Below are 23,201 nucleotides of genomic sequence, written 5' to 3' on the forward strand. Positions count from 1 at the left end.
AGAAATGTCATCTCCACTTGTCGTCAAATCCGTGGTTGAAATCGGCTGTTGTAAAGTTTGCCAGGGCGAAGCCACGCTGTATGGCGTCACCGATTTTAATACCGCCTGTTATGCGCAAAATGCCAGTCGCTACGTGTTCCCTTTAACCGGCGTGCCGATTTATTACCACCAGTGCCAACGTTGCGGTTTGGTGTATACCCACGCGTTTGATGACTGGACGCCAGAAGATTATGCGCAGCATGTGTATAACGAAGGCTATGCTCAGTTTGATCCCAATTATGAGTTCGAGCGACCAGGCAAAAACCGTGATTTGATTTTGGCTTTATTTAAAAAATTTCATGGCAAAAAGATGCTGGATTACGGCGGTGGCACCGGCACGCTGGCGCGCTTAATGCAGGAGGTGGGGATTGATATGGTGGCGTGGGATCCGTTTGTGCCCGGCGACTATCCTGCAGCTAACTCATATGAATTTATCACCAGCTTTGAAGTGCTTGAGCACACACCCGATCCGCATAAAACGCTGGGGGAAGTGTCAGGCTTTTTGAAAAAGGGCGGGGTGTTTTTCTTCAGCACAGGCACCACGGATGAAGTGAGCCATTTGGGAATGAATGATTGGTATATCGCGCCACGCAATGGGCACATCACGATTTATTCGGAAGCGTCGCTCAATGCGCTGTTTGAGGCGCATGGTTTCCAGATTACGCATCTCAATCGCTGGAGCCATGTGGCGATGAAGATGGTGGCGTAAAGCTCGTCAGTTAAGAGATGAAACCCCCAACTACCTGGCGCACACATTGTAGCGGCGCAATTTATTGCGCGATAAATCGCGCCGCTACGGTATGTACGGTAATTAATACGGGGCTTAACTGATCGGCATTACGCCATTTATGGCGACCTGATAAATCAGAACTTCTCCACCGCCCACGCAATCCCACTCGCATACTCTGACGGCAGCAGCGGCACCAGCGCATTTAGGGCTTCTGCCAAACGCGCATGATCGCTATCGGTCAGATTAAGATGCCCAACTTTGCGGCCCGCGCGCACCTCTTTGTCATACCAATGCAGATGCACCAGCGGCTGTTGCAGCCACGCCAGATTCACATCGGTACCAATCAGGTTCACCATCACCGATGGCGCAAACACCACCGGTTGCGGCAGCGCCAGACCCAAAATCGCACGCAGATGCAGCTCAAACTGGCTGATGGACGCGCCATTTTGCGTCCAGTGGCCGCTGTTGTGCACGCGCGGGGCCAGTTCGTTGATCAGCAAACCTTCTGGCGTAATGAAACACTCCATCGCCATCACGCCGACGTAATTCAGCTCATGCATGATGGCGCTGAGCATCGCTTCCGCCTGCTGTTGCTGCGCGGCATCGGCCTGCGGGAAGGCCACGCTGGTGCGCAGAATGCCGTCCTGATGCAGGTTGTGCGTCAGCGGATAAAACACCGTGCTGCCATCGTGCCCGCGCGCGCCCACCAGCGACACTTCGCCGCTGAAGTTAATACCTTGCTCAACGATGCATTCGCCGTAGCACTCATCCGGCAGCGCGTCGGTTTCATTGGCACGCAAACGCCACTGACCGCGGCCGTCATAGCCGCCGGTACGACGCTTTACAATCGCCAGCTCGCCCAGCGTGCTGAACACCTGCGGCCACTCGGCTTTATCGGCCAGCAACTGCCACGGCGCAGTGGCGAGGTTTAACTGATCCAGCAGCTGTTTTTGCGTCAGGCGATCGGCCAGACGCGGGAAAATATCGCGATTCACAAACGCCGGATGGCTCGCCAGTTCGCGCGTTAACGCGGTTTCCGGCCAGCGCTCAATTTCTGCGGTGATCACGCTTGCGGCGATTGGCAGCGCAGAAGGTTCCGCATCCAAACCCACCGGATAGACCGCGATGCCGAGCGGTTCACCCGCCTGGCGCAGCATGCGGCCTAACTGACCGTTTCCTAATACGCAAACCGGCTTCATGCATCCTCCCGCGGATCCGGGTTGTTCAGCACTTCGTCGGTCTGGGTTTGCCGCCAGTTAGCGATACGCGCCGAAAGCGCACTGTCGTGAATCGCCAGAATCTGCGCCGCCAGCAGGGCGGCGTTGGCGGCACCGGCTTTACCAATCGCCAGCGTACCAACTGGAATCCCACGTGGCATCTGCACGATGGAGTAGAGGCTATCGACGCCGCTCAGCGCCGCGCTTTGCACCGGCACGCCTAGCACCGGCACCAGCGTTTTCGCGGCCAGCATGCCCGGCAAATGGGCAGCACCGCCGGCACCGGCGATGATCACCTGAAAACCGTTGTCGGCGGCGGTTTCCGCGAAGCTGAACAGTTTGTCGGGCGTACGGTGAGCTGAGACCACTTCAACGTGGAAGGGCACATCCAGGCTGTTAAGAATTTCCTCGGCGAACTGCATGGTAGCCCAGTCACTTTTGGAACCCATGACAATGGCGATACGGGCCGGGGTGGCGTTGGATGACATGCGGTCAACTCCTGTGAATATGCAAACGAACCTGGCCGGGCGGGCAGGCGAAGAAGGGCACAGAGAATAGCATGAGATGGCAGCAAGGAAAACGGTTGCGTAGGCGGAAAACGGGCATTTACGCCCGGATGTCAGAAGGGGAATTCGATCAGGCTTACGCCGCTGGCATCGAGCTGAATCATCGAACCGTTTTCATGCCAGGCACCCAGCACCGCGCGCTGCGCATTTTTGCCGTGCAACGCAAAGTGATGAATGGCGGGACGATGCGTATGGCCGTGAACCAGAATCGGCGTCTGTTGACGCGTCATCGCGGCTTCCACCGCAGGCTGATTGACGTCCATGATGCTGACAGACTTGTGCTGATTGGCCTGCTTGCTGCCGTTACGCATGCGCGCGGCAATGCGCATGCGCAGACGCAGCGGCAACGCGAGGAACAACCGCTGCAACCAGCGCTGATGCACTTTGGCGCGAAAACGCTGATAGCCTTCATCGTCGGTGCACAAGGTATCGCCGTGCATGATCAACACGCGATGGCCGTAAAGATCGAGCACCTTTTCTTCCGGCAGCAGCGTCATGCCTGAAGCCCGCGCAAAGCGCTGGCCGAGCAGGAAGTCACGGTTACCGTGAATGAAGAATGTCGGCACCGGCAGCGCCTTGAGCGCGGCAGCAATGTGCTGATGCAGCGGATTCGGATCGTCATCGCCAATCCAGGCTTCAAACAGATCGCCGAGGATGTAAAGCGCATCACACGCGCGCGCTTCACCCTGCAAAAAATGCAGAAAACCGGCAGTAATTGCCGGTTCTTCATTGCACAGATGCAGATCTGCGATAAACAGCGTGCGCGACATTACTCGCTAACAGTCACTTTCTGGATGACAACATCTTCAACCGGAACGTCCTGATGCATGCCGCTGCGGCCGGTTTTCACCGCTTTGATTTTCTCCACCACGTCCATGCCTTCAACCACTTCTGCGAACACGCAGTAACCCCAGCCTTGCAGGCTTTCGTCACGGAAGTTCAGGAAGTCGTTGTCTGCTACGTTGATGAAGAACTGCGCAGTCGCCGAGTGAGGCGCCTGAGTACGTGCCATCGCCAGCGTGCCTTTGGTGTTTTTCAGGCCGTTGTTGGCTTCGTTACGGATATCGGCTTTGGTGTCTTTCTGCTTCATGCCCGGCTCAAAACCACCGCCCTGAACCATGAAACCGTTGATTACGCGATGGAAGATAGTGTTATCGTAAAAACCTTCCGCACAGTATTCCAGGAAGTTCTTCACGGTAGCCGGCGCTTTGTCATCGAAGGTTTTAATTACGATATCGCCATGGTTCGTCTGGAAAGTGACCATTATTTTCTTCCTATCAGGTTTGTCGTCAGTATCAATTGCCGCGCCTGCAAGGCGGCGAGGCATTTTTGTAGACGCTTCTTATATCACAATTTCCAATAACGCGTCAGTAACCGCACGGCAGTTGGCAACCGAGCGATGCACAACTGAGAAAAATACGGCACAATAACCGGCTTGATGCCGTGCAGTTGGGCAATGTAGTTTTGGTCGCCATGAATGGCGACCCTACAAAATCGCACCGGTACGCTGTAGGGTCGCCATTCATGGCGACCGCGATGCACTTAACTGACTTTTTTAACGTTCGAATCCCGCACACGTAAAACAAACGGAACCGTTCAATGCTAAAGATTTATAACACCCTGAGTCGACAGAAAGAGGAATTCAAACCCATCCATGCCGGTGAAATCGGGATGTACGTGTGTGGTATCACGGTTTACGACCTCTGTCATATCGGCCATGGGCGTACTTTTGTGGCATTCGACGTGGTGGCGCGTTACTTGCGTTACGTGGGCTATCAGCTGAAGTATGTGCGTAACATCACCGATATCGATGACAAAATCATCAAACGTGCCAATCAAAACGGTGAAAGCATCGAAACGCTGACCAACCGCATGATCGCCGAGATGCACACCGATTTCGCTGCACTCGGCATTCTGCCGCCGGATCTGGAGCCGCGCGCCACGCGTCATATCGATGAGATCATCGAGCTGGTTGGCACGCTGATTGAACGTAATCACGCTTACGTCGCTGACAACGGCGACGTAATGTTCGACGTGCTGAGCGACAAAGCTTACGGCGTGCTGTCGCGCCAGGATCTGGAACAGCTGCAAGCCGGTGCGCGCGTCGAAGTGGCGGACGTGAAGCGCAATCCAATGGACTTTGTGCTGTGGAAGATGTCCAAAGCGGACGAACCGGCGTGGAATTCGCCGTGGGGCAACGGCCGTCCAGGCTGGCACATCGAGTGTTCGGCGATGAACTGCAAACAGCTCGGCACCCATTTCGACATCCATGGCGGCGGCTCGGATCTGATGTTCCCGCACCATGAAAACGAAGTGGCGCAATCCACCTGTGCGCACGATGGTCCGTATGTGAATTACTGGATGCACTCCGGCATGGTGATGGTTGATCGCGAGAAGATGTCAAAATCGCTGGATAACTTCTTCACCGTGCGCGATGTGTTGCAGCATTACGATGCCGAAACCGTGCGTTACTTCCTGATGTCGGGTCACTATCGCAGCCAGCTCAATTACGGCGAAGATAACCTTAATCAGGCGCGTGCAGCGCTCGAGCGCTTGTACACCGCGCTGCGTCACACCGATGCCAATGCGACGGCGGCGGGTGGCGAAGCGTTTGAAGCGCGTTTCCGCACCGCGATGGATGACGACTTCAACACGCCGGAAGCCTATTCGGTGTTGTTCGATATGGCGCGTGAAGTGAATCGCCTGAAAACCGAAGACAAAGCGGCGGCTGATGCGCTGGCGGCGAAACTGCGCCAGATTGCCAACGTACTCGGCATTCTACAGCAGGATCCTGAGCTGTTTCTGCAGAGCGGGGCGCTGGTCAATGACGACGAAGTGGCGGAAATCGAGCATTGGGTGAAAGCCCGTTCCGACGCACGTGCAGCCAAAGATTGGGCGCAGGCGGATGTGGCACGCGATAAGCTCAACGAATTGGGCGTGATCGTTGAGGATGGGCCACAAGGTTCCAGCTGGCGACGCAAATAACCGGAGAGGGCGAGAAATCGCCCTTTTTTATTATGGCGATTGAACAGATTCAGATTCACGGCTTCCGCTCGGTACGTAACCTGACGCTGCCGCTGCAACAGCTCAACGTGGTAAGCGGCCCCAACGGCTGCGGCAAATCCAACCTGTATAAAGCGGTGCGGCTGCTACATGAGGCCGCCAGCGGACGCTTAGCGCTGGCGCTGGCGGAAGAGGGCGGCATCCAGAAAGCGATGTGGGCGGGCGGCTTGCGGCGCGGCGATCGTCGCCACGATCCCAAACGTCTTTCATTGGCAGTGGTGATGGACGACATGGATTATCAGCTCGATGTCGGTTTTCCTGAGCCGTTATCCACCAGCATGTTCAATCTTGATCCGCTGGTGAAAGAGGAGCGTTTGTGGATGAGCGGCCAACGCCGTCGTCCTTCATCCTGCATTATGCAGCGCGAAAATCAGACCGCTTTCCTGCACAACGTCGATGGCGAGCGCGTGAGCTATCCGGCGGTGCTGCATCCCGAAGAGTCGCTGTTTGGGCAATTGGGCGAACCGCACCTCTATCCTGAGCTTTCACAGGTGCGCGAAAGGTTGCGCCAGTGGCGTTTCTATCATGAATTTGCCGTGTGGCCGGGTTCGCCGATTCGCGCGCCGCAGATTGGCGTGCGCGCGCCGGTGCTGAGCCACGATGGCAGCAATCTGGCGGCGGCGTGGGCCACCATCGTCGAGCGCGGTCATCATGAGTTGCTGTTCCAGGTGATGGAAGAGGCTTTTCCGAATACTGAATTTCACGTGGATGTGCAGAACGGGCGTTTTCAGATGCTGATGTCGCGACGCGGGATTTTGCGTCCGCTGGAGAGCGCAGAGTTCTCGGATGGCACGCTGCGTTTTCTCTGCTTAGTGGTGGCGCTGCTCAGCCCGCGTCCGCCAGCGTTTATGGCGCTGAATGAACCGGAAAATAGCCTGCATGAAGATCTGCTGCCGGCGCTGGCGCGCCTGATCGCCGAAGCCAGCCAGTTCAGCCAGCTGTGGATCACCAGCCATTCCCCGAAACTGGCGACGCTGATTGCACAACACACGGCGGTAAATCATATCGAGCTGGAGCAAATCGAAGGGGAAACGCGGGTTATGTAGGGTCGCCATTCATGGCGACCCTATCAATGACTGCACTTAACGTGATGACGCCATTCATGGCGACCACCACCTAATTACGCAACAACCGTAATCTTGAAACCCGCAAACTCAACTTTCTGGCCTTCAACAATCTTGCAGCGCTTACGCGTTTCCACTGCGCCATCGACGCGCACTTCGCCTTCTGCAATCACCGCTTTCGCCTGCGCACCGCTCTGCACCCAACCTTCGAGCTTCAGCAGGTCGCACAAATCAACGTGGGCATGTTTACCGAGAGAAAAACTGGCCATTATGCCTCCTCAATGTCGTGAAATTCTTCGCACGCGGTCAGCGTGTTTTGGATCAATGTGGCAACCGTCATTGGACCGACGCCGCCTGGAACGGGCGTGATGTACGAGGCGCGCTCAGCAGCCGCATCGAACTCCACATCACCAACCACTTTACCGCTTTCGAGACGGTTGATACCGACATCAATTACCACCGCGCCCGGCTTGATCCAGTCGCCCGGAATAAAGCCCGGTTTACCCACCGCGACTACCAGCAGATCGGCGTGCTCAACGTGATGGCGCAGATCTTTGGTGAAACGGTGCGTGACGGTGGTGGTGCAACCGGCGAGCAGCAGCTCCATGCTCATCGGACGACCAACGATATTTGATGCGCCAACTACCACGGCGTTCAAGCCGTACGTATCAATATTGTAGCGCTCCAGCAAAGTGACGATGCCGCGCGGCGTACATGGACGCAGCTTTGGCGCGCGCTGGCACAGACGACCAACGTTGTACGGATGGAAGCCATCCACGTCTTTGTCCGGCACGATGCGCTCCAGCACCTTGACGTTATCGATGCCGGCTGGCAGCGGCAGCTGCACCAGAATACCGTCGATCTCGTTGTCGTTATTCAGCTTATCAATCAGGTCCAGCAGATCCGCTTCGCTGGTGGTGGCCGGCAGATCGTAGGAACGGGAGATGAAGCCCACTTCATCACAAGCACGACGTTTGCTGGCGACATAGATCTGCGAAGCCGGGTTTTCACCCACCAGCACCACTGCCAAACCGGGCGCACGTTTACCAGCCGCCAGACGCTGCTGTACTTTTTCGGCAACCTCAAGGCGCACCTGCTGCGCAATCGTTTTACCGTCAATAATTTTTGCTGCCATCAGAGAGGAAATCCATCTGTAGAGGGTTAAATCGGGGATGGCGCCTATTCTGTCAGAAGCGCGTGCGGCTGTCAGGTAGAGATTCGCCCTCTACGTTGCTTTCCCGATTTTTCGCCGTGGCGCCAGCCCGCGTTAGCGCTTATGATGCCCGGCAGTGAATGAGATGGATGACGTGATGATTTGGTTAATTCTCGCCACGCTGGCGGTGGTGTTCGTGGTCGGTTTTCAGCTGCTGACAGCCAGCTCGCGCCATGCGGTGCAGGCGCTCAATAAACGGTTGCAGTTGCCGCCGGTACATATCGAATCGATGCTGTCGCTGATGGGCAAAGAGGCGGCAAAAGAGTTCACCGACTACATTGCGGGCGATAACGACACGCATCTGCACAACGGCGCGGCGGTGCTGCTGATTTGGCAGGTGCTGATTGTCGATGGCAGCGACGAGAACATGCAGCGCTGGCATGGCATTTTGAGCCGAGCGGGTTTTCCAGCGTTGATATCGAGGCAGCAATTGCTGCTGGCGTTGGGGTTCTTGCGCCAGCTGGAGCCGGACAGCCAGGAACTGCACGCGCTGCGCGACCAGTACAATGCGCACTTCACGCAGCAAGGGATTGAGCTGGAAGGCGAAACGGAGCAGGGCGGCAATCTGGTGTCGATGAGCGAGTGGCGCAAGCGGCATTAAGGGATTTTGGTTAATCTGGCAGCACTCCGCTGCTGTGGAAGGGCAAAAACGTTGACGCGCGAGCCGCTGGACGTATAATCCGACCCAATCACTATGCGCCCTTAGCTCAGTTGGATAGAGCACCGGCCTTCTAAGCCGTAGGTCACAGGTTCGAATCCTGTAGGGCGTACCAAATTCATATCAAGAGACGTCAACTGACGTCTTTTTTTATGCCTAAATTCAGTAAATTATTTCTGTAGCAAGCATTCAAATTCAACCTGAGTCTATCGACATAAACCCACATCAAGTAATCTTTGTTGGTATATGTGTTGGTACATGCCCGTTCAATGAGTTTTTGTACCAACATCCAGTGATGGAGAGCAGCTAATGGCGCTAACAGATGTAAAAGTCAGAAGTGCAAAGCCTACCGATAAGGCTTTCAAACTCACCTGTAAAAAGGTAGTCACAATGTGACTACCCATTACATTTATTATTCTAGGTGTGTTGCGAAAGTGTCATAAGAATCAGCTTTGACGAACTTAGCAGGATTCTCAAGGGCGTTACCCTCTTTATCTTTTGACAAAGCTTCAAAGTGAGCCATACCACAGTTAATTTTTGCTTGTTCAGATGCTCTCAGATCATCAGAGAAGATACTGGATTTTGTTTCTACTACAAAGTAGAGCTGATCACCCATACCATCGTCTTTGTCGATTAAAACCGCCCAATCAGGGTTATAACTGCCTAAGGGGGTATCAATCTTAAACCAAGAAGGAAGTTTTGCATAAAGCTTAACATCGTTCGATGCTTCAAGTTTTGCGGAAAATTCAATCTCTGTGTCTGAATCACAAATAATATAGTCGTAAACAGATTTTTTCGCTTCAACCATATTCTTGAGATAACCTGTCAGCTCTTCCTCTTGGAACAGCTCTTGAGCATAATAATTTTCATCACCGATACGGTGGTAAGTTATCCCATCAACAATTGCGAGTCGCATTTGTTTTCGGATCACTTCGCTAGCTAGTTCGATGAATCGTTGAGGGTTGTTCTTGAATGCTTCAAGTTTATCGCCTAAACCAAGTAAGATTTGAACTACGGTCTTACGAGTTAAGTTTGTAATCGACTCCAGATAAGTCACAATATCAGGCAATTGGAAGTTTCTATTACGGTAGTATTGAATCTTTGACTCTTCATCAAATGTTTCAAGTTCCGCTTCTGTTATAGCAACTTTGACTTTCTTATATTCAAATTTCACACTCGCTACGGCTACTGATGCACGAATTTCTTTGATACATTTTTCAACCAATTCAGAAATGCTAAAATCTACTCTATAAGTCGTTTTATACTTGATACGATCCCAGAGGGCCTTGAAATCCTCACCAAGGACAACCTGCTTACCATTATCTTCACGTAGAGTTGCAGTCTTCTTCTCTTCGTGTTTCTTAATGCTCAAGCCTTTAGAGACTTTCGTTAAAGTCGCTAAAATTGCATCGGAATATTCATTTACGCTTTCAGGAAGTCTTACTGTGTTATCAGCAAGGTCAGCCTTAAGGGAATCTTGGATCTTACCGTTCTTATCGATGTAACCATAGTCGGTTAGATGCTGGTAGATATCTTCTGATTTTTTTGCACCAAGGAACTCTTTTTTGTCGAATTGCTTAGAAATGACAATATTAGCAAATTGATGCTTCTCAATAGCACCGAACTTAATACCTTCTTCTTTTTCAATCTCTTTTTGAAGTTCCGATACAAACTGCTCGTAAGATTCGTTCGCCATTACTGTAAGAGTATTCACCTCAAAACCGTATGGAACACGTTCACCTGATTGGTCCACAGCCAAACGTAAACCGCGACCGATTTCTTGTCGTTTCTTCATAACTGAGTTGGTTTCGTTTAGCGTACATATCTGGAATACGTTAGGGTTATCCCAACCTTCCTTTAATGCTGAGTGGCTAAAGATAAAGCGTAACTTCTCATCAATAGAAAGTAACCTTTCTTTATCTTTCATAATCAGGTTATAAGCGGTTTCATCAGCGGCTGTTTTACCGCCTTCACCATTTGCCGCTAGTTTGGATTCAGCGAAAAAAGGGTTTCCTGAGGCATCTTTCTTCTTATCTTGAGCAAAATAGCCATTGTGAACTGAGCTTGCTAATTCCTTCAGAGCTTGCTCGTTCAATACAGGCTTTCCAGAGCTATCCTTATCCCACACTGTTGGGTATAAGACACGATACTTTGGTTTTCTCAGTTGCTGAATGAATTCTTCTTCGAACCATTGTGCGAATTTACCTTGGATTGGCACACCATCTTTCGTATAGCCTCGGTAATTCGCCACTTTGTCGATAAAGAACAAACTGAGAACTTTAATCCCTTTCTGACTCAACACCTTTGAAAGATCCTTAGGATCAATGCCAGTCGTGATTTTTTTGAAAAATTTAAGCTCTTTCTCTAGATGTTCTTCAACGGTTTTAGATAGTTGTAAGCGCTTATACGTGTCATCATCAACTTCACCCACTGCCTGTCCGAGTCCGATAATGTCGCTATGGCTTGTAAAGTCGATATACTCGCTACCTTCTTCACAGTAGATGTCGTTGATCACATAACCTTCGTAAACGGATCGGGCACCAGATGCTTCAAATAAATCTGTTCCACTCCTAACCGTGATGGTTTTACGTGGCTGTAATTTGCCCGTTTTAGTTTGAGCGTCAATCTCAACTTTTGCAGTGATTGGTGACTTCTTGTTATCGACACTAATTAATTTGATATAAGCTTGGTTGTGATTGTCTTGAACTTCTAGTGAAGCAACTTCAATCTGTTTAACAAGCTGACGAGAATAAGCATCAATCGAGTCAAGTTTATAAAGTAAGTTAAACTTTTCTGTCAATGTTGCAGAATAACGAAACGTGCATAGTGGGTTCAAACTGGCAATAGCATTTTTACGATTAGCTGTAGATGCCACGGATTGAGGTTCATCAATCAAAACAACAGGGTTAGTCGCTTGAATGAACTCAATCGGCTTCATTCCGTTCAATCGATCATCGGTTCGGTGAATCAAGTTTGCAGCAGTCTCTTTGTCTGGATCAGTGAAAGACTTACTGAAAGCGTCAATGTTGATGACCATAATCTGAATATAATCATTCGTTGCGAAGTTTCTTACTTGTTCACGTTTTGAAGAGTCGTATACAAAGTAGTCATACTGAACGTTCTTATATTCTTTTCTAAAATGCTCTTCTGTTATTTGCAGGGATTTATAGACACCCTCTTTAATCGCAACAGATGGAACAACGATGATGAACTTAGTTAATCCATATTTTTGATTCAGCTCGAACACACTACGAAGATATACGTAGGTTTTGCCTGTCCCCGTTTCCATCTCGATAGTAAAATCGAGGCTTGGAAGAGCTTGTTTTGACGTTTCAGTTTGTGGTAAACCGTTAATAATCTGAACATTTCGTGTATTCTCATAAAGCTCTTCTGGCAGAAGTGTAAGAGCATTTGCTACACCAATGTCATTGTTTTGGGCAAATAAACCCAACTGCTCATTTGTGAGCGCATTTGATGAAACAGAGAAGTTCGTTTGGAACGTTTCCTGCCCTTCAAAAACACCAACAACTGCGTTAACCGCTTCGTTCTGATGAGTTAAGTCAGGGTCAAACTTTATCTTCATTTCAGACATAATTTATCCCTTAAATACTCTTAACATCTTCGATGCCGGCTTGTTTCAAGATCTGAATAGCATTAGTCTTAACTCGATCATCAGCAAATCCTTCATCTTTAAAGACTACTTGTGTTATTTCAGGATCTAATTCAGCTTTTAGCTTGGCAATACCTTCTACTGTTTCAGTCGTGATTTCATCATCCAGGCAAACAATCAAGGCACCGGCCCCAACGACAAAGATTGTTTTTTCGTTCACAGTTTCGGTTTTTAATGGGGTGGTTAATTCATAGCCATATTTTAGGAAGATTTCATATAGAACATCTTCGCTAGAACGATTATCTTTGATCGACTTGGTAGATTGTTGAAGCACTTGTTCTAAATTGTCAAAATCAGCGTCCCAAGGGAAAATATTGGAGCTATCTAATTTTAATACTTTGAATCCTGTATCGATATCTTTAGATTTAATTATTTTATCTTTAACTTTGACTAATCTCGCTTTGGTAATATCAGAGATTGTGGAAAAAGAAGAGTGCCCATCAATTTCTTCTGGGATTTGTATTAAGATAAACTTTCTGTTTCCATTGTCTGCATCGTTCATTCGCATTACTGCGTCAGCGGTTGAGCCAGAGCCAGCAAATAAATCTAAAATGATGTCCTCTCCTGAGTCGTACGGTTCAAACAGATATTTTAATAAATTGGTAGGTTTTGCTGTATAGAAAACATTATCTCTACCTTCTTTTATATCAAATAGAAATTTTAACTCCGCTTTAGCTTCTGTGTTAGGGAACTTTTCAATCAATGACGGAGGTTTTACTGAACCGCCTCCATCAGTTTCATAATACTTTTTATAAATCTGAAAAGTCCCGTCTCTTTTTTTACGAAATTCCACTCTTTTTTCAGATAATAATTTTTCAAAAGTATCTTTAGCTACAAGCCATTGTGTTTCGGTAACACTACCATCAGGAAATTCAATTGGATAGATTAATGTTGGTCTTAACTCTAAATTAGACTTAAGGGGCCTCACATAGTATTTCCCTCTTTGTTTAACAAACTCGTCAGAATCTACAAATTTTCCTTTTTCTTCATCAGGGCGCAAAATTTCTATGTTAGTTAATGAGCTTGCATCTTTGACATAAACCAAAATATATTCATGAAAATCTGCATAGCCCTTAGAGTGCTTACCTCCTGTATATTTCTTTTTCCAAACTAACTGACAAATATTATTATCTTCACCAAAAATTTCATCACAAATCTTTGATAAGTTGGTAACTTCATGCTCATCAATAGAAATGAAAACTATACCATCATCCTTTAATAAATTCCTTGCTAGTTTCAGCCTTGGGTACATCATATTGAGCCAATCTGAATGGTATCTACCTGATGTTTCGGCATTGGTACTGATTTTGTTTCCAGCAGAATCTGCTTGACCTGAAATTTCCAGATAATTTTTGATGTTGTTGTGGAAATTATCTTTATAAACAAAGTCTTTACCCGTATTGTAAGGAGGGTCGATGTAGATCATTTTTACCTTCTTATGGTAAGACTTTTGAAGCAGTTTTAAGACCTCAAGGTTATCCCCCTCGATAAACAAGTTTTCAGTCGTTTCCCAATTAACGCTTTCTTCTTTACAAGGCCGTAGAGTACCTGTCGATGGTGTTTGAGCGATTTGTCGAGCTTTTATTTTGCCATTCCAGGTAAAGTTGTAACGCTCTTCTGAATCATCAATTTCTGCACCCAACACTACTTTTAGTGCTTCAAAGTCAATCTTTCCCTCTGAAAAAACATCAGGGAAAAGTTGCTTTAGCTGCTCTATATTCTGATTGGTTATGTCCAGGCTTTTTGCTTCTGGGCTGTTGCCCGTGATCTTTTCCATTTCGCTCATTATGTTGATTACCTATTAACAATCATTGTTGATGCAAATCTGCTCTATCGCCTTCAGTAAAATTTCTTAAAATTCTGATTTTCAGTTCTTCTTATACAAACTGAGAAGTGATCGCTGAAATTGCTTGTTTTACTTTTCTTGCTTGCACATTGAGACGCATTTTCTCACTCATTTGCAGCTCTTTCTTTAACTTGTTTCTGATATTGCTCAATTCACCTTCGAGTGATGCTAACTCTTTGAGAAGTCTTGTCTTCTCTTCGTTGCTCATCTCGGTGAATGAAAGTTCGTCAAATGTATCGACTTTGTTTTCTTGTGATGGAAAACGTTCACTCTCCGTACAGCCATTTTTACGATAACAATATGAAATATAACTCGTTTCAAGAGCAATGAGCTTAGCTATGAAGTCTTGATACAGTTCGTAGTAGTTGACGCTTGATACATTCTTCAGCGAAAAATCGTTCAAGAATTCGTTCTCATTGTCCTTCAAGCTTCCAACGTTGAACCACTGGCTGTTGTAAAAAAACTCAATGACCAACTTTGAACTATCAGCCTGATTAATTCGCTTATCTGCCAGGCTAATCGCCAGTTCACCGTTTAGCTCTAACAGCAAGATAACCGGGTAGGGGATCAGTGTATGGAAGAGTTTGGCTGTCCTCTTCAACTTTCCACGGTTTGTTGTGTCGGCTTTGAGATTGACTTTAAGAACAGCCACCTCGATATACTCTACCGTTTCGGTAACATAAGTCGGTATGTTCAACGTTTCAGGCTTAAGAGTGTTCAGCCATTCAACGGATTGAATTACATCATTTACCAGCTTGTTATCGCTACTTGAGAGATCATTGTTGTCCAGAATCATCTTTTTAGTGATTCGTGTGCCAAGCAATGTTGATTCTGGTAAAGCTAGATGCTCATATACCTTCTCGAACAAATTTCCACTGCGAAAATCTATGATCTGGCTCATTGCCTTGCTCCTACAGAATGACCATATAGGTTGCTACCTCAAAATCATTCACATTTTGAGAGCTTGACGCTGATAAAACTGTTCCACCTCGACTAAACAAACTTGTCGCGCCTATTTCTTCACTTTTACCCGCAATATTTTCAACCGCTTTGCTGAGAAGATTCTGGTAATGATTCATTTTCATTCCCTTTTGAGTTCTCTTCTCAAACTCTTGATATGCGTATGCCGAATCTTCAAAGGATTTGAACTCTGATCTTAGTTTCTTGCATAGATCCAGAATCTGTTTTGATTGGGTAAATGAAAGTAATATTTTTTCTTCATCAGACACATAAACAAGATAGTAAGGGGCGAGTGAATAGCTTTCTTCGACCTGGACTTTTCCTTTAATGTCTTTTAGACAAAAAATGACTCCTGATTGAATTTCATCTTTTAGACCTGCAAATTGGCTACGTTCTGACTCAAACGATTCTTTGTTGATAATGACAGGTGCAAACAGCCCGAATGGAGCTTGATCTAAGGTATCTGTGTTACCTTTTGATTTATCACTGAGGAAACTTGAGAGATCCATTCTAAAATCGTTCAGCGTTAAGTCGGTTATGGACACACCACCTGAGATTTCTTCTAAATCAACTACAGCATTTTGGAGTTGTTCAAGTTGCTTTCTGCGATACTCTAAGTCATTCATTCCCTTGTTGAGCTTTGGAACTTGCTCGATAACGTTTTCTTCACCCGTTGCAGAAATATCGAGCAGTACCATACGCCCACTAACCCTAGCCTCTAGGTTGATATACTCGTCCAACTCCATATTTGGCCAGAAGTTCACAAGTTGAATTGTGTCGTTAATCGAACCTAAACGGTCTATACGTCCAAAACGTTGAATAATACGAACGGGGTTCCAGTGAATATCGTAGTTAACGAGATAGTCACAGTCCTGTAAGTTTTGACCTTCTGAAATACAGTCAGTAGCAATTAAAATGTCTACCTCTTCTTTAAACTCTGGATAAACCTTCTCACGTTCTTTTGATCTAGGTGAGAAATGCGTCAGCAAACTATTCAGATCAGTTTTGAACTTCTTACCATCAATGCAACGTAAGGTTGTATCTGTGCGTTGACCTGTGATTATCGCAGTATGAAGTCCCAAGTTATGATAAGCCCAGCTGGAAATATTTCTGTATAGATACTCTGCGGTATCAGCAAATGCGGTAAAGATAATGACTTTCTTGTTATTGCCATTGAACGGTTTCTGACATTTTTCAAGATACGCCTGTTTTAGCATACCGAGTTTTGCATCACGTTCAGAGTCGATGCTCTTTGATACACGAACAATCTCTTGCAAAAAGACTTTATCCGCCTCTAAATCTTGTGCAAACATTACTAAATCAATATCTTGAATCCTTACCTTGGTTTTGTTCCCTATGATAAAAGGAGCAAGTTCTGGTGAGTCAAACTCAAGATCATCAATCTCTGCAATTGGTGGCGCAACAAAATCTTCGGTCAGATCGTCAGTAAATGTCGGTTGGATATTGGCGTTAAAGTTATGGATTTTTGACAGTAAAGCTTCAACTTGCGCTAATAATTTTTCTGAAGTGAGCGTGAACGAATGAATCGAACTTTCCATTCGTTTCAAGAGATTGATACGGATAAGGTGGATCAAACTTTCTTCGCGGTCTACTTGTTTGAATACGCTTTTACCGCCCTTTACCTCTTGGTCATAGCGTCTTGCGTATTCCGCTTTCTTATCCATTCGTACATATTTCATAGGCGAGTAAAACGCCAATGAAAGTCTACGGATTGTCTTATTCACTTCCTCCAACGGTGGGAACTGGTCTTTAAGGTCTATTGAAGGCTTAAAGTTGATTGGCAAAAGCCTTGTAGGAAATTTACCAATATCCTCAGTTCCGTAATATTTCTCTATATGCTTACGAGAACGCGCTATTGTATAAATATCCAGTAATTTGAAATAGTCAAAATTCATCGAGTCCAAAAGATCTTTCGATGTTCGAACATCAGGATCTTGTTCAGCCCAACGTGAGAAGCGTGATTGTGCTTGTCTTAACGTGCTCTCGATGCTGCTTATGCCATGATCGATTAATGCCTGGTCATTTGCTTCTGTGATGAAAGCCACTTGGTTCTTTATATCATTCAATCGGTTATTCACAGGCGTAGCAGAAAGCATCAAAACCTTAGTTTTTACACCAGCCTGGATAATGTCTTCAAGAAGCCGTTGATAACGATTTCGACCATCTTTTTTAGGGTTGTTGTTACGGAAGTTGTGAGATTCATCAATAACAACAAGGTCATAATTTCCCCAATTGATCGTTTCTAGGTTTATATCACCTGAATAGCCAATATCGCGGCTCATATCTGTATGATTTAGCACATCATAGTTAAAGCGGTCATTGGCTAACAAATTGCGCTTATCGTTATGTGTGTAGATTAGCCAGTTATCACGCAGTTTCTTAGGACAAAGCACCAAAACTTTATCATTGCGTAATTCGTAGTATTTGATGACGGCAAGAGCTTCGAACGTCTTACCCAAACCGACACTATCAGCGATAATACAGCCGTTAAAATGTTCAAGTTTATCTATAGCACCTAAAACACCATCTCTTTGAAACTTATAGAGCTTATTCCAGACAATCGTATCTTTAAAACCAGTTTTGATTTTTAAAATGCTCTCTTCCTGGAGATCACCAACATAGTCTTTAAAAATGTTATAGAGGGTAAGGAAGTAGATAAACTGCGGCGTGTTATCTGCTGTCAGTTTAGTTAGTTCGACCTTTAATTGTTCCTTTGCTTCAATAACTTGCCCTTTACTACTCCATACCCGATTGAAGAAACCAAGCAACTCTTGTGCTTGTTCGGAACTATCAAGGCTGATCATATCGAAACCATTAGTTTCAGTGAGACCAATGCCTTGTCCGTTGAATTGAGCACCGCTAACCGCTAATGAGTTTGAAGTTGAGGAAACGTGCGTTATGTGTTGATGAATAACTCCTGCTTGTTTAACCAAACGAACAGAAGCTTTTTCCTCTAACCAACAGGAAAACTCTACTGCTATTGCTTTTTGGTTCAGCTGATTGCGAAACCTATTTTCTTGTTCTGAGCCGTTAAGCGAGCCAAAAGGTGAAGTGATACTAAGAGCATCAAAGCCTTTAGCTTGAGAGAAAAGCAAACGAGCTGAATCTAACTTGTTTAAAGAGTCTTTGAGGTGATCAAAAGCATAGATAGAAACAAGCCCCGCCAGGACGGAAAGCTTATCGTTCTGTTGAATCGCATCGGTAAGTGTATCTGAGACTTTGGTCGTTACGTTATCAATGAGCATAGTGATTAGATTTTCTCCGTAACTAGACCAGCAGCTTTGAGTCGAGTTGTAAGATTTCTCATCTTACTAAACTCAGTGCCGTAGCTAGGCTTAAGACCTAACACCTCACAGAATTCCCTTGCGGTTATGCTGCTTAACTCGTCAGCATACTTGATTGACTGTAAGTGAAGTTCACCTATAAATCCGTTACGTGGTGCAGCTGCAAGAGCTTGCTTGATCTCTTCTATAATCACTTTGTTCATGGAACACTTAATACGATTCATAGGCATGGTCATGAATTATATCAAAATTAGCTAAAATTTCTAAACGATATGACCAAAATTACTCGATGGATCATACTTAATAGTTTGACCATGACCCGAAATCCTGCTCCATTCATTCACTCTCGATATTTTTATGACTTAACATTAATTTCTCGCAGCTTTCCCACTTTAATTCGCACCGTTTCCGGCATCGCAATCAGATTCTCCTCCCTCAGCCCCAGCATCATATTGCATCCGTTGAACAACCCGGCATTGCCCAGTCGCGGCATTGGCAGCAATCGGGTGGGAATCGTCAGCCAAAAACGCAAATCATAGTCACAGCCCAGATAAGTGTGCAGCAGTGCCATCACGTCCTGCCTGAGTTGCCCGTCAGGCATCCAACCCTTTGCCTCATCAGGATCGTCTGTTGAAAGCTCAACCCGTGAGCAGTAATCAGCCACGCGGGTTTCATCGCCCAGTATCGGATTTTGATCGAGCGTCATGCCACCTTTAAGTGAAAGCCGGGCGCGTTTTGCCACCGGCATCGTCAACGGATGATGTGCGAAAACCTCAACTTTAGTGTTCGGTGCCTGGCTGTTGATCACCGCTGCAATACCTTCAGCAGTGTGCGTGGTATGCAGCAACGGTTTCAGTATCGCCAGCAGGCGTGATGACGGCTGGTCGCCGCTGTGGGCAATGCCGGTTAGCGCCATCAGGCTTTGCGACACCGTATCGGTACCACCCGGCTCAAAAGTTGCCGGATAGCTGTACTTGCGCCAGATGCGGTAAAACTGCGTCATCAGTCGATGATTGAAGATATCCAGAAACGCCGCCATCGCATCAGCACCATCCCGGCCTTGGTTGATATCATCAATGATGCTGGTGGGCAGCGGCGAATCGACGCCGTATAAGCCGAAGAAGTTGGTTCTGACCGTTGGTATCGCATTCGGGTTATCGGCGTCAATTTCCGTGCGTTTCAACTCCCCGGCGGGAAAGCCCAGGTGCGGATTGGGACGAAATCGCACCGGATCGCTCTCCGGCGTGCGGCCCGTGCCAAGACGGCTGCCGGTCGTCTGCTCTAGCAGCTGGCAGAAGCGGTAAAAGTTGTACTGCGCGGTCTGGTCATTGCCGTTATCGTCCAGCCAGAACGGTTTTTTGTTTTCTTCGCTCACATCAGCACCCTGTTAATGCGCCGCTCCGGCCAGGCCCATCCGGTGCCCGAAGCGGTTAGCAGCACCGTCAACTGGGTAAAGCGCACAACGCTTGCATACTGCGTCAGAAACTGTTCCAGCAACTCGCAGAACAGGCGGGCATCGCCGGTGCCGCTGAACTGGGTTTCATCGAGCGCCACGCGAATACGCACGCCGTGCCAGTGATACGAGGCGTTATAGTCCTGACGCCAGCTGACGTGACGAATACCGCTGATGCGACGGCGGTTGTTATCGTCATTACTCCAGTCAAACAGCGCCAGCACGGCTCGGAGGCTTGCAGCGTCGTTAATCATCTGGCTCAGCGCGCGCGGATGCAGCAGCGACATCACATGCCACTGATACAACTGCGTGGTTGGCGGGTAATAAGGCATTGAAGGGGGATGACGCGTTATGCACTGCAATGTCAGGTTGCCGGTGACCGCGCTTCCATCAAAAACGGCTTTCTCCAGCGCCATGCGCGGATAGTTACCATTGGTGCAGGTGATGTTCATAAACAGCGTGGCATCATCCTCGCCCCGATCGGTCTCGCTTTCATCGCCACCCAACATCAGCAAGGTTTCATAAAGACCGCTGACACCACGCCAGATGCGCGTATGGAAATATCGCTCCGGCCAGGACTCTTTGCGTTGCAACATGCCCCCTTTTTGCCGGAAGTGCCGATACGGCATATAACGCCGCTTATCCAGTGTTTCGCTGGCGGCAACTTCATCAACACTGTAAATCTCAGTGTGCTGATCGCGCAGGCGGTGCGGACGCAGACGATAATCGAGCACTGCAGGCTTCACCTTCAGCGGCTCGGCGTTCAGAGTAAACAGGTTAATTACCGGCACGCAGTGAATACGCAGCACGTCTGTCGGCAGGGAAATATCATGCGGAAGCGGCTGACTGAGGTGAATATCGAGCATCACTTCCCGACAGCTTTCGTCGAAAGGCAGCGTGTTGAGCCCCGATAGAGTAAAGAAGGCGAAGCGAGCCGGAAAACTGAAATATTCCAGTAGCGGGCGCACTTCACCACAGAGTGCAGGACTGTCGCTTTCCGGCCAGACCGGACGCCAGTGCTGTTGCCAGCGGGCGCGGATGCCACCATTAAATGGCTGCGGATCGTGGTTATCACTCTGCGGCACGCGAAAAGTGATGTTGCGCAGATGACAGGTCAGCGCATGGTATAGCAGCGACTGAACTGGACGATCTCCGTTGATATAAAGCGGAATATCGCTGAGATCGACCTGGCTCGTATCGGCTTGAGGGCTGAGTGTAAAACGCAGGGAAATTATCTGGTGTCCGTCGGGGTGAAACGATGTTGTGACATTGCCTAACGCCAGCGGATGCAATGTCAACGCATCAGTGGTGCGATAAGGGCAGCGCAGGCCAGTAATATCCATCGGTTTGGTCAGCAGCGTTGTACCTGCCGGCAATACCGCATCACGTACCTGAGCGACCCTATCGGGCGTAAGTTCCACCACAGACATTGATGGCAGCGTGCGGTTCACCACGGGCAGCAGATGCCCGAGCAGCGGCTCCGTCAGCTCCGGAATATCGTCATCAATCTTGCGACGCATCTGCGCCATCATCAGCGAGAAGCCCTGAAACAGTTGCTCGATCGAGTCATCCATCTTCAGGGATTTTCCGTCTACGCCCAGTCGCCGTCCCGCCTCCGGATACTGTTCCGCAAACTCCTGCGCAGCGGCTTTCAGATAACGCATTTCGCTGTCGAAATATTTCAGAAAATCATGGTCGTTCATGGTTCACCTACTCAACCAGCGTGAGTGCCAGATAACTCACTGAGCAGAGTGAAGCCAACCACAACACCAGCAGTGAGATCATTGCCCGGAAGAACATGACTCTTGTTCCGTGCAGGCGATCTGCCAGAGAACGCGGGCGGGCAAATTTTTTCGGCCACAGCTGCGCCATGCCCCGGTCAAACTCAGCAAGGTCTTCTTCATTATTGAGCAATGCGAAGAGCCGTTCATCGAGCCATAAACGCCAGCAGTAGTAGTGTGTGATGAAGAACAACAACATTAACGGCAGACTCAGCGCGGAGTAGAAAAGGCTGAGTATCAGCGCCAACGGTGGCAGTGTCAGAGCGGCAAAGTAGCGCCAGCTTGTCAGATGAATTTGCACAATTCGGTTGGTCATCATGATGTCTGACATAGCTGTTCCTTGCTGAAGGCTTCCAGGATTTCAATGTGTGCAGGGGTGAGAACAATCTGCGGGCGTCGGGAATGGATGAGTTCAACGGCCTGAGCGACAGAAGATGCATGTCCTTCCGCCAGCAGCCACGCCGCAATCACCGTGGCACTGCGCGATAAACCCAGCGCGCAGCAAACCAACACCTTGTCACTTTCCCGGTGCAGTTGCTGGAGCTGTCTTACTGCAGTGCGCAAATGCGCAATGTCGGGCACCAGCAGATCCATTAGCGGATAGGCCTGCCATCGCTGTGCGTTCCGGTTGCCTTTGTGTAATTCTGCGGTCAGATCAAAAACGGCAAAATCCTGCTGCGCTTTGTCCGGAAACCTGCCCAGCGCTAAGCCAGCGACAATCTCATTACTTTGCGCGCTATGCCGGGAAAACCAGCGGCGGGATATCCCTGCAACTGCCAGATAAGGCAGAAGCAGCAAACGTGCTGAGAGAGATAAGTTACCGCAACTGCTTTTCTGAAACACCGTCACGCCCAACCCGGCATAGCCCGCAGCCACCGCCAGCAGCGCTATGGCAGGCCACAGCAGCAAATAACCACTGGGAATCGCTATCTCCGCCAGTAAAAACAGCATTCCACCCAGGCCGTATTTGCTCGCTAGACGTCGCGCGTGCCAAGTGGGCCGCTGCCAGCACCATTCTCCTCTAATCGGAATCAGGTAGCTGATGATGACCGCGACCCCAATCCCGCTAATGACATCGATAAAATGGTGCTGCCAGGTGGTCAGTACCGAGATAGCTATTAGCAGGAACCAACTGGCCGCAACGATTCTCGCATTGCGATTTAGATGCTGGCGAAAGCGCAGCCAGAGCAGCCAGGTCAGAATAATGTGCAGCGAAGGGGCCTGGTTATAGGGTAAATCAAACTGTTCAAGCTGGCGGAACAACCAGCCGAAGGCACCAAGGGTTTCCGGGCGCGTGAAGGTAAACTTCAGCGGGAAAAGTAAAAACGCTGCGCACGCCACCAGCGATGCTGCAAGCAGGCGATAGCCGTGACGCGTCAGCTCCTGTCTTGATGTGCAGATGAACAGTGAAATACCGTAAAGCAGGTCGATGCTCCAGTAAGGCACGATAGTCCAGGGAACAAATGGAATCGAACGTTCCCAGGCAAACACCAGGCTTTCCACATCGTCGCGGGTAGCGGTGTAGGTATTCACCTGCCCGTAGCTGAGAAAAAACAGGGGCCCCAGCAACATCAGCCAGCAAAGCCCCTGTTTCCAGGGGCGAAAAGGGCGTTGTGTCAGCAACGATTCAGTCATG

At 48.4% G+C, this 23,201-nt stretch carries 19 protein-coding genes and 1 tRNA gene; 5 read left to right on the forward strand and 15 right to left on the reverse strand.

Going from position 1 to position 23,201, the window contains the following annotated elements; all coding sequences use genetic code 11:
* Positions 1-4: 4 nt before the first annotated feature.
* Positions 5-748, forward strand: coding sequence for a class I SAM-dependent methyltransferase (locus ACRQ84_RS01025; RefSeq protein ID WP_483816943.1), 744 nt, complete (start codon positions 5-7; stop codon positions 746-748).
* Positions 749-903: 155 nt separating this feature from the next.
* Here the strand turns inward: ACRQ84_RS01025 and purK are convergent, their stop codons facing one another.
* From purK to ppiB, 4 genes are all read right to left on the reverse strand, one after another.
* The gene (purK, locus tag ACRQ84_RS01030; protein WP_483816944.1) at positions 904-1,968 is read right to left on the reverse strand and encodes a 5-(carboxyamino)imidazole ribonucleotide synthase; all 1,065 of its coding nucleotides are present in this window, start codon (positions 1,966-1,968) and stop codon (positions 904-906) included.
* Positions 1,965-2,474 carry a 5-(carboxyamino)imidazole ribonucleotide mutase gene (purE, locus tag ACRQ84_RS01035; protein WP_007890776.1) on the reverse strand — a complete coding sequence of 170 codons (510 nt, stop codon included), beginning with the start codon at positions 2,472-2,474 and terminating at the stop codon, positions 1,965-1,967. Before purE ends, purK begins: the two co-directional genes overlap by 4 nt.
* A gap of 131 nt (positions 2,475-2,605) precedes the next feature.
* Positions 2,606-3,322 carry a UDP-2,3-diacylglucosamine diphosphatase gene (locus ACRQ84_RS01040; RefSeq protein ID WP_483816945.1) on the reverse strand — a complete coding sequence of 239 codons (717 nt, stop codon included), beginning with the start codon at positions 3,320-3,322 and terminating at the stop codon, positions 2,606-2,608.
* Positions 3,322-3,816: a peptidylprolyl isomerase B gene (ppiB, locus tag ACRQ84_RS01045; RefSeq protein WP_049850842.1), complete on the reverse strand. Its 495-nt coding sequence runs from the start codon at positions 3,814-3,816 to the stop codon at positions 3,322-3,324. Before ppiB ends, ACRQ84_RS01040 begins: the two co-directional genes overlap by 1 nt.
* A 335-nt stretch (positions 3,817-4,151) precedes the next feature.
* Here ppiB and cysS point away from each other — a divergent pair, with 335 nt between their 5' ends.
* Together cysS and ACRQ84_RS01055 are read left to right on the forward strand one after the other, a co-directional pair.
* Entirely contained in the window at positions 4,152-5,537 is a 1,386-nt protein-coding gene (gene cysS / locus ACRQ84_RS01050; RefSeq protein ID WP_483816946.1) for a cysteine--tRNA ligase, read from the forward strand.
* Positions 5,538-5,569: 32 nt separating this feature from the next.
* On the forward strand, positions 5,570-6,661 hold the full coding sequence (locus ACRQ84_RS01055; protein WP_483816947.1) for an AAA family ATPase: 1,092 nt from the start codon (positions 5,570-5,572) through the stop codon (positions 6,659-6,661).
* A 74-nt stretch (positions 6,662-6,735) separates the two neighbouring features.
* Here the strand turns inward: ACRQ84_RS01055 and ybcJ are convergent, their stop codons facing one another.
* Together ybcJ and folD are read right to left on the reverse strand one after the other, a co-directional pair.
* On the reverse strand, positions 6,736-6,948 hold the full coding sequence (gene ybcJ, locus ACRQ84_RS01060; protein ID WP_007890771.1) for a ribosome-associated protein YbcJ: 213 nt from the start codon (positions 6,946-6,948) through the stop codon (positions 6,736-6,738).
* Positions 6,948-7,814: a bifunctional methylenetetrahydrofolate dehydrogenase/methenyltetrahydrofolate cyclohydrolase FolD gene (folD, locus tag ACRQ84_RS01065; RefSeq protein WP_483816948.1), complete on the reverse strand. Its 867-nt coding sequence runs from the start codon at positions 7,812-7,814 to the stop codon at positions 6,948-6,950. The genes ybcJ and folD overlap by 1 nt, the downstream gene beginning before the upstream one ends.
* A 175-nt stretch (positions 7,815-7,989) precedes the next feature.
* Between folD and ACRQ84_RS01070 the strand changes: the two genes are divergently transcribed.
* Entirely contained in the window at positions 7,990-8,493 is a 504-nt protein-coding gene (locus ACRQ84_RS01070) for a DUF1198 family protein (RefSeq protein WP_483816949.1), read from the forward strand.
* Between the two features lie 95 nt (positions 8,494-8,588).
* Positions 8,589-8,665, forward strand: a tRNA-Arg gene (locus ACRQ84_RS01075).
* A gap of 297 nt (positions 8,666-8,962) precedes the next feature.
* On the opposite strand, the gene ACRQ84_RS01080 is transcribed toward ACRQ84_RS01075, so the two are convergent.
* The 9 genes from ACRQ84_RS01080 to ACRQ84_RS01120 all read right to left on the reverse strand — a co-directional run bounded on the left by ACRQ84_RS01080 (position 8,963) and on the right by ACRQ84_RS01120 (position 23,200).
* Positions 8,963-12,142: a type III restriction-modification system endonuclease gene (locus ACRQ84_RS01080; protein ID WP_483816950.1), complete on the reverse strand. Its 3,180-nt coding sequence runs from the start codon at positions 12,140-12,142 to the stop codon at positions 8,963-8,965.
* 10 nt (positions 12,143-12,152) lie between these two features.
* Entirely contained in the window at positions 12,153-13,997 is a 1,845-nt protein-coding gene (locus ACRQ84_RS01085) for a site-specific DNA-methyltransferase (protein ID WP_483816951.1), read from the reverse strand.
* Positions 13,998-14,097: 100 nt separating this feature from the next.
* Positions 14,098-14,967, reverse strand: a complete 870-nt coding sequence (locus tag ACRQ84_RS01090; protein WP_483816952.1) for a DUF4391 domain-containing protein — start codon at positions 14,965-14,967, stop codon at positions 14,098-14,100.
* A gap of 10 nt (positions 14,968-14,977) precedes the next feature.
* Entirely contained in the window at positions 14,978-18,292 is a 3,315-nt protein-coding gene (locus ACRQ84_RS01095) for a helicase-related protein (RefSeq protein ID WP_483816953.1), read from the reverse strand.
* A gap of 5 nt (positions 18,293-18,297) precedes the next feature.
* On the reverse strand, positions 18,298-18,534 hold the full coding sequence (locus ACRQ84_RS01100) for an HTH-like domain-containing protein (RefSeq protein ID WP_483817861.1): 237 nt from the start codon (positions 18,532-18,534) through the stop codon (positions 18,298-18,300).
* A gap of 152 nt (positions 18,535-18,686) precedes the next feature.
* Complete coding sequence (tssG, locus tag ACRQ84_RS01105; RefSeq protein ID WP_483816954.1) at positions 18,687-19,706, reverse strand: type VI secretion system baseplate subunit TssG; 1,020 nt, start codon at positions 19,704-19,706, stop codon at positions 18,687-18,689.
* Entirely contained in the window at positions 19,703-21,487 is a 1,785-nt protein-coding gene (tssF, locus tag ACRQ84_RS01110; protein WP_483816955.1) for a type VI secretion system baseplate subunit TssF, read from the reverse strand. The genes tssG and tssF overlap by 4 nt, the downstream gene beginning before the upstream one ends.
* A 7-nt stretch (positions 21,488-21,494) precedes the next feature.
* Positions 21,495-21,896: a hypothetical protein gene (locus tag ACRQ84_RS01115; protein WP_483816956.1), complete on the reverse strand. Its 402-nt coding sequence runs from the start codon at positions 21,894-21,896 to the stop codon at positions 21,495-21,497.
* Positions 21,881-23,200, reverse strand: a complete 1,320-nt coding sequence (locus tag ACRQ84_RS01120) for a dual specificity protein phosphatase family protein (protein WP_483816957.1) — start codon at positions 23,198-23,200, stop codon at positions 21,881-21,883. Before ACRQ84_RS01120 ends, ACRQ84_RS01115 begins: the two co-directional genes overlap by 16 nt.
* Position 23,201: the final 1 nt, after the last annotated feature.

Origin of the sequence: Pantoea sp. E2023-21 (assembly GCF_051302795.1) — a bacterium.
Taxonomy (GTDB): Bacteria; Pseudomonadota; Gammaproteobacteria; order Enterobacterales; family Enterobacteriaceae; genus Pantoea; species Pantoea ludwigii_A.